Here is a 6,196-nt window from a genome sequence, read left to right as displayed (position 1 = left end):
GCGCTGGGCGATGTCGTGCGCCTTGGCGGCCTTGGCGATGACGGCCGACAGCTCCGACTGCTCGTAGGGCTTGGTGACGTAGTCGAAGGCGCCGGCCTTGATGGCCTCGACGGCGGAGTCCACCGTGCCGTGGGCGGTGATGATGATGACGGGCACGTCGGGGTTGGCGGCGTTGACGGCGCGCAGCACCTCCATGCCGCCCGCCTTGGGCATGACGAGGTCCGTCACCACGATGTCCGCGCCATTCTTGTGGAACTCGGCGAGGCCCTGCTCGCCATCGGCCGCGACCGTGACGTCGAAGCCGTCACGGCGCAGCATGGCGGCGAGCACCTTGCGCAGGTTCGCCTCGTCGTCGATGACCAGAACTTTCGCCATGGGGGGCTGGCGGGGAGCCGGGCTAGCCGCGGACCGGGCTGCTCATCTCCAGGGTGCAGATGGAGTCGGGGTGCTTGATGCGCAGGATGAGCGACTCGAGCACGCGGAAGGGGTGGTTCATCCGCGAGGCGCCGAGGTAGGCGGCGACCATGTCCATGGCCACCGCGAGGTCCATGTTCTCGCGGCCGGTGGACACCACCACGCCCGAGTCCCCGCGCAGCCGGTTGGACTGGTAGACGCCGTCCGAGGCGAGCTGGCGGATGGTCTCGATCTCCAGCACGCCCGTCTTCTCGAAGATGCGGTGCAGCAGCGAGAAGAGGCGGGGCGAGAGGATGACGGCATAGGGGCCGTAGTGGCCGGACTCGTTGAGCTTGCGGGTGGCCTCGACGATGGCCAGGTAGCCGGCGCCGGGCGTGGCCCAGTCCCCGAGCGGCACGGTGAGCCGGCCGGTGGCGTTCATCAGCCCCTCGTGGCCGAGCTTGGGGTCCCCGTAGAAGATGAGTTCGTCTTCCTGCTGGGCACACAGGGCGGCGGCGCCAGCGGCGGCGGACACGTCCAGCGGCATGTTGTGCAGGCGCGCCGCCTCGATGTCGCGCCAGTGCAGCAGGAAGTCCTTGTAGATGATGGGGATCGTCTTGAACTTGCGCGCGTCGGTGAAGACGGAGGCCGTCTCCTGCTCGCCGACGATGTCCACCGCGCCGGGGCTGACGCCGGTGTACTCGTCATGGGGCACGGTCTGCACACCGGCGCCGAGCGGGCCGTAGATGTCCAGGATGCGGCGGCCCACGAGCGAGCGGCGGGCGACCTGGATCACCGTCTCGTTGAGACGAGCCCACTCGTCCTCGCGCAGCGGGTTCTCGGCATGTCCAAGGAAGTCAGGCATGGGGAAGCTCCTGAGAGGTACGGACTCAGCGGTTGCGCCGCAGCGAGCCGACGGTCAAGGGTTGGACGCCCGGGCTGGGCGGTGGGGCAGGCACGCCATAGAGGACGCGCTCGGGTTGAAGCAGGGCAGGGGGCTCGGTGGCGGCGGGGCGCCCGTTGCGGGGCGGACCGGCGCGTCCAGCGGGCGCCTCGGGGGCGGGCGCGGCTGGAGCCGGAGCGGCGGGGGCGGGAGGCCGAGCCCCCTCGGGGGCTCCGCGCTCGATGGCTCCCTGGAAGTGGCCCGAGACGACGGGCTTGGAGAAGTGGGCCTCCTGACCCGCGTCCAGCAGGCGGATCATATGGACGGCCTCGGCGACGTGCTCCTTCTCCTCGGCGGCGAGGTGCAGGAAGAAGTCGCGGATCTCCGGGCTGGAGGCGGCGCGGGCAAAGGCCTCGTACTCGTTGATGGTCTCCAGCTCGCGTGCCAGGACCCGGCGGACGAGCGCGACATCGGTCGAGAGGTCGTTATCTGGGAGACCAGCCATGGGAGCGCTGACCATTGCTCCCGCAGGGGGGACCGTCAAGGGAAACCATGGGCCGGGGTCTTCTCGCTTCAAGCGGGTGAACGCTCCGCATAGAGTCCGGGCCGCTTGACCGTTCCCGCGCCCCGCACCGACGCTTCCCCCGTTACCGAAACCCGTCCCGTCTCCCCGGGAACACCCGCACGCGGTGGAGGCGCGCTGCTCGTCGCGGCGGGCATCATGGCCTCGCGGCTCATGGGGCTGGTGCGCGAGCGGGCCTTCGCGCACTACCTGGGCAACGGGGTGCTCGCCGCGGTGTTCAAGGCGGCGCTGCGCATCCCCAACTTCCTGCAGAACCTCTTCGGCGAGGGCGTGCTGTCCGGCTCGTTCATCCCGGTGTACGCGGGGCTGCTGGGCAAGGGGGACACGAAGGAGGCGGATCGCGTCGCGGGGGCGGTGTTCGGGCTGCTCGCGCTGGCCATGAGCGTGATGGTGGCGGTGGGCATGCTCGCCACGCCGCTCTTCGTGGACACCATCGCCCCGGGCTTCGAGGGCGAGGCGCGGGCCATGGCCATCCGGCTGGTGCGCATCATCTTCCCGGGCACGGGCGTGCTGGTGCTGTCCGCGTGGTGCCTGGGCGTCCTCAACAGCCATCGCAAGTTCCTCCTGTCGTACCTGGCGCCCGTGGTGTGGAACCTGGCCATCATCGCCACGGTGGTGGGGGCGGGCCTGCGCGGGCTGGAGGAGGGGCCGCTGGTGGTGGTGACCTCCTACGGCGTGGTGGCGGGCTGCCTGCTCCAGTTCGCCGTGCAGGTGCCCGCGGTGCTCAAGGCGCTCGGCGGCTTCCGGCCGACCCTGTCCGTGGCCAGCGAGTCCGTGCGCCAGGTGCTGCGCAGCTTCGGCACGGTGGTGATTGGCCGCGGCGTGGTGCAGGTGAGCGCCTACGTGGACACCTCGTATGCGTCGCTCATCGCCGACCGGGCGCTGTCCACGCTGACGTACGCGCAGACCATCTACCTCATCCCCGTGAGCCTCTTCGGCATGGCGGTCTCCGCGGCGGAGCTGCCCGAGATGTCGCGGGCGGCCGGGGCGGGGGAGGAGGTCGCCGGGAAGCTGCGCGCGCGGCTCGAGACGGGCTCGCGTCGCATCGCCTTCTTCGTGGTGCCCTCGGCGGCGGCGCTGCTCTTCATCGGGGACGTGGTGGCGGGCGCGCTGCTGCAGACGGGCCGCTTCACCGGCGCGGACACGCGCTACCTCTGGTACGTGCTGAGCGGAGCCTCGGTGGGCCTCGTGGCGTCCGCGCTGGGGCGCCTGTACGCCTCGGCCTTCTACGCGTTGAAGGACACGCGCACGCCGCTGCGCTTCGCGGCGGTCCGGGTGTTCCTGGGCGCGGCCCTGGCCTGGTTCCTGGCGCTGCGGTTGCCGGGACTGCTGGGGCTGCCAGCGCACCTGGGGACGGCCTTCCTCCCGGTGGCGGGCGGGCTGATGGCCTGGTTCGAGGCGAGGATGCTGCGGCGCTCGCTGGCCGGGAAGATCGGCGAGGTGCGGTCGCCGGAGGGGATGGGGCGGCTGTGGGGGGCGGCGATCGCCGCGGGGCTGACGGGGCTGGGCATCAAGGTGGCGTTGGCCCACGTGCTGGGACCCATGCCCCGGGTGGCCGAGGAAGTGGGCGGCGGCCTCCTTCCCCCGCCGGACCTGCACCCCCTCCTCCTCTTCCTGGCCGTCGTCCTGCCGTTTGGAGCGGTGTACTTCGGCATCACGTATGCTCTGGGCGCCCCCGAGGCGAAATCCGTACTGAACCGGGTACTTCGGCGCCGGAAGACCGCCCGTTGAGCCCTCGCTGGACCGTCGGGAGGGGTGGCCCCCCATCGATTGGAGGGCGGGCAAGCCTTCGAGGGTGAGGGTTTTCCCCCCACACCCGATGATGCGCAGGGTTACAGGGATTGAAGACCGGGAGCAGGCGAGCATGCCTGCCTTCTGGGTTGAGGGATGGCACCTCCGACGGGTCGCGTTATGGAGGGGTTGCCGACACGCTTGGTGGAAGAAGCGCACATGCGTCTTCCGTCCGAGCACGGTGCGTGTGTAGAGTGCGCCGCCTTTTTCCCCAGCCGGGGGCAGAGTCTCCCCGCGTTGGATTTCGTTGGATTTCGTTCAGGAAGGTCCCGGCTGTGAGCGACGAGAAGAACGGTTCCGTGGGTTCTGGTGGCGGCGGTCCTGGTGGCTTCGGTCCCAAGAAGCCCAAGGCCACCTTTGGCGACGTGATGCTCGGCATCCCGGCGGGCCGTGGCGGCGAGCGCGAGGAGCGCGGTGGCCGGGACCGCGGTGGCTCGGATCGCCCGCGCGGTGAGCGCAGTGGCGAGCGCGAGGCCCGTCCGGCGAAGCCCGAGGGCGAGGCCGGTGCGCAGCAGGCCGCTCCCCGCGAGGGTGCTCCCCGTGAGGAGCGCGGTGGCCGCGGGGGTGGCGAGCGCGGTGGCCGTGGTGGCGGCGAGCGTGGCGGTCGCGGGGGGGGCGAGCGCGGTGGCCGCGGTGGCGGCGAGCGCAAGCCCCAGGGCCCCATGGTGGTGGTGAAGCGCGCCTCGGGCGCGGTGGAGACGCGCGGTCCGGTGACGCCGTCCCCGACGGCCGCTGCCCCGGCCGAGCCCGCGACGACGACCGAGACCCAGGCCCCGGCGCCCACGGCTCCGGTCGCCTCGGTGACCCCGACCCCGACGCCTCGCGCTCCCAGCGCCGCGCTCTACGAGGAGGTCCCCGAGGCGGAGTCCTTCGAGGAGATGTTCGCGGCGCAGCAGAAGGAGGGCGGGGTGCCCGGCCGGCGCGCGGTGCGCATCGGCGAGAAGGTGTCCGGCACCATCTTCCAGCTCGGCGCGGACACGGCCTTCGTGTCGCTGTCCAACGCCAAGAGCGAGGCGATGATCGAGCTGCGCGAGCTCAAGGACGACGAGGGCGTGCTGCGCTACGGCGTGGGCGACACCATCGAGGCGCACGTCATCGAGGCGGGCGCTCGGGGCATCCTCCTGAGCCGCGCGCTGGCCAAGGGCAGCGCCAACCTGGCGATGCTGGCCGAGGCCCGCGCCTCCGGCATGCCGGTGGAGGGCATGGTCCTCTCGGTGAACAAGGGCGGCGTGGAGGTGGCGATCGGCGACGTGCGTGCCTTCTGCCCCATCAGCCAGCTCGACATCCGCTTCGTGGAGAAGCCGGATCAGTTCGTCGGCGAGAAGCTCACGTTCCGCGTCACCGAGGTCCGGGAGCGCAACGTGGTGCTCTCGCGCCGCTCCCTGCTCGAGGACGAGCAGCGGGTGCTCGCGGCCAAGACGCGCGAGACGCTCGCCCAGGGCAAGGTCGTCAAGGGCAAGGTCTCCGGCGTGCGTGACTTCGGCGTCTTCGTGGACCTGGGCGGTGTGGAGGGGATGATCCCCGTCTCCGAGCTGTCCTACACCCGCGTGGGCCACCCGAGCGAGGTGGTGAAGCAGGGCGACGAGGTGGAGGTGGAGATCATCCGCATGGAGGCCGGCCAGCCCAACTCGCCGGACAAGTCCAAGCAGAAGGAGCGGATCACCCTCTCCATGCGCGCGCGCCAGGAGGACCCCTTCCAGACGGCGATCGCGGAGATCAAGGAGGGCGACCGGCTCCAGGGCAAGGTCGTGCGGCTGCAGCCCTTCGGCGCCTTCGTGGAGCTGCGTCCGGGCGTGGACGGCCTGGTGCACATCTCGGCACTGTCCGATCGCCGCATCGCGCACCCGCGCGACGCGGTGAAGGAAGGCGAGACCATCTGGGTGCAGGTGGAGAAGATCGACCCCAACGACAAGCGCATCGGTCTGCGCCGGATCACCGAGGAGGAGGCCCAGCGCCCCGCCGAGGAGCGTCCGGCCGCCGCCGCCCAGGAGAAGAAGCCCGCCGAGCCCGCGGCGCCTCGCCCGAAGGTGGGCCAGGTGGTGGTGGGCAAGGTGGATCGCATCGAGCCCTACGGCGTGTTCCTCGCCTTCCCGGGCGGCAAGGGCCTCATCCCCGCCAGCGAGACGGGTACCGAGCGCGGCACGGATCTGCGCAAGAAGTTCTCGCTCGGCCAGGAGCTGAAGGTGGCCCTGGTGGACATCGACGCCTCCGGGAAGATCCGCCTCTCCATCACCGCCGCCGAGCGGGCCGAGGAGCGCGCGGAGGTCGAGGCGTGGGCGAAGACCCAGCAGCCGGTCGGTGGTGGCAAGAAGGGACTCGGGACCTTCGCCGACCTGTTCAAGCAGAAGCAGGGCAAGTAGCCCTGACGCGCCTCGAGCGCGGGCGGCACGGGATGGAGAAGGTGCCGCCCGACGTTCGATAAAAAGAGTTGACGGTATGGGGGGAGGGCGGTACTTAGCCTCCCGCTTCGACGCCGCGGGGTGGAGCAGCCTGGTAGCTCGTCGGGCTCATAACCCGAAGGTCGCAGGTTCAAATCCTGCCCCCGC

General features: G+C 71.1%; 5 protein-coding genes. 2 read left to right on the top strand and 3 right to left on the bottom strand.

Annotation, left to right across the window (positions count from 1 at the left end; genetic code table 11):
- The 3 genes from VF697_RS16675 to VF697_RS16665 all read right to left on the bottom strand — a co-directional run.
- Window positions 1-375, bottom strand: a 375-nt coding sequence (locus VF697_RS16675; protein ID WP_331096125.1) for a sigma-54-dependent transcriptional regulator, incomplete at its 3' end; no start/stop codon positions are given.
- Window positions 376-397: 22 nt separating this feature from the next.
- Complete coding sequence (locus VF697_RS16670; RefSeq protein ID WP_331096124.1) at window positions 398-1,258, bottom strand: family 1 encapsulin nanocompartment shell protein; 861 nt, start codon at window positions 1,256-1,258, stop codon at window positions 398-400.
- A gap of 25 nt (window positions 1,259-1,283) precedes the next feature.
- On the bottom strand, window positions 1,284-1,781 hold the full coding sequence (locus VF697_RS16665; protein ID WP_331096122.1) for a ferritin family protein: 498 nt from the start codon (window positions 1,779-1,781) through the stop codon (window positions 1,284-1,286).
- A 216-nt stretch (window positions 1,782-1,997) separates the two neighbouring features.
- On the opposite strand from VF697_RS16665, the gene murJ reads away from it, so the two are divergent.
- Both murJ and VF697_RS16655 read left to right on the top strand, forming a co-directional pair.
- Window positions 1,998-3,590 (top strand): murein biosynthesis integral membrane protein MurJ, encoded by a 1,593-nt coding sequence (murJ, locus tag VF697_RS16660; protein WP_414641298.1) that lies wholly within the window; start codon window positions 1,998-2,000, stop codon window positions 3,588-3,590.
- A gap of 335 nt (window positions 3,591-3,925) precedes the next feature.
- The gene (locus VF697_RS16655) at window positions 3,926-6,010 is read left to right on the top strand and encodes a S1 RNA-binding domain-containing protein (protein ID WP_331096121.1); all 2,085 of its coding nucleotides are present in this window, start codon (window positions 3,926-3,928) and stop codon (window positions 6,008-6,010) included.
- Window positions 6,011-6,196: the final 186 nt, after the last annotated feature.

This window comes from Archangium sp., assembly GCF_036388035.1.
In the GTDB taxonomy this organism is placed as follows: Bacteria; Myxococcota; Myxococcia; order Myxococcales; family Myxococcaceae; genus Archangium.
Note: the sequence above shows the minus strand (reverse complement) of the source record. Positions and strands in the feature narration are given on the sequence as shown.

Coding starts and splice junctions, on each gene's coding strand:
- murJ (WP_414641298.1), top strand. CDS start 1,998: ATGGCCTCGCGGCTCATGGGGCTGGTGCGCGAGCGGGCCTTCGCGCAC.
- VF697_RS16665 (WP_331096122.1), bottom strand. CDS start 1,781: ATGGCTGGTCTCCCAGATAACGACCTCTCGACCGATGTCGCGCTCGTC.
- VF697_RS16670 (WP_331096124.1), bottom strand. CDS start 1,258: ATGCCTGACTTCCTTGGACATGCCGAGAACCCGCTGCGCGAGGACGAG.